2 protein-coding genes are annotated in these 1,142 nt (G+C 45.1%); both read right to left on the bottom strand.

Annotated elements, in window-relative coordinates:
- Positions 1 to 175: 175 nt before the first annotated feature.
- Positions 176 to 895: a calcium-binding protein gene (locus ACUVJL_RS39010; RefSeq protein WP_445250716.1), complete on the bottom strand. Its 720-nt coding sequence runs from the start codon at positions 893 to 895 to the stop codon at positions 176 to 178.
- A gap of 37 nt (positions 896 to 932) precedes the next feature.
- Positions 933 to 1,142: hypothetical protein (locus ACUVJL_RS39015; RefSeq protein WP_445250717.1), on the bottom strand; the 210-nt coding region annotated here is incomplete at its 5' end.

Genomic DNA, 1,142 nt, shown 5'->3' on the forward strand with positions numbered 1-1,142 from the left:
TGCTTTTTAAGCTATTAACTTATTTTACACTAAGCGGCGTTTATTAACAATATTATTTTCTAATCTAGCATTTTATTTCTAGTTGCGGGTTTAGCAACAAATCCGTTTTGACGAACAATTTTGGTACAAAACCCGTCTTGTTTTAGCGCTGACCAAACTATAAGCTTTTTTCGGACTAAAGCTGCACAAAATCTGGGCGTGTAATGTCGCTCGCCACCACGCCTGTGAGAGTAGCAAGAATTTCGCCAGTAATTGGGATAGTAATTAGAGTTCCGTCAATACCTTGGCTGACTCTAATCTGAGCAAAAGTTAAACCCCGCGACAGTGCAATTAAATCTTCACTATCTTTAAAATCGGCGATTACATCCGCTCCGCCGCCGGATTCTAATACAAAGCGGTCGCGCCCTGCGCCGCCAATTAAAAAATCGTTGCCAAATTCGCCGGAAATCAAATCGTTTCCGTCGCCACCATCTAAATAATCGTTGTCTCTCCCACCATACAAGAAGTCGTCGCCATCGCCGCCGCTAATGCTGTCATTACCCCGATTTCCTCTAAGAGTATCGTTGCCGCCGTTGCCGATTATTGTATCTTCTCCAGCGCCGCCGGTCGCCGTATTGTTGCGATTGTCCCCTGATAAATAATTTGGTTGCAAGGGAGCTAAACCGAATTGCATTTGTCTGATTAATTGCACAAAAGAAAATTCTGGCGCTGTTCTCAAACTCTCTGCACCTGCTCTGGTTCTGATTGCGACTGACACATTTGGAAGGGGGAAATTTATCGCTTGGATAAACTCGTTAAAATCTGAGTCGCTGTTGTTATAAGCAAAGTCTGGGCTGTTTAATTGTTCGATGGAAATTTGCCTCTGGAAGAAATCTGCTGGGGGAGTCGTTAACAAATTTTCGGTTCGATGTTTTGCTAAAACAGTCGAGGGATTAATACTCGGGTCTGTAAAACTTTGGATAAATACTTTCCCTGGTATAAATGCTTCGCCAAACAAGCTGACAAAAACTCTCGCTGCCGCCCTGTTGCCTCAACGCCCTTTCACTCGCCTCGCTGTTGCCGTCGCGCTGCTCACCTTGCTCGGCATTAGTGTGGCTTACTGGCGGCAAAAATCCGCCAGCCAAACTCCGCATTCCGCAATC

The organism is Microcoleus sp. OTE_8_concoct_300 (assembly GCF_031383065.1).
GTDB lineage: Bacteria > Cyanobacteriota > Cyanobacteriia > Cyanobacteriales > Microcoleaceae > Microcoleus.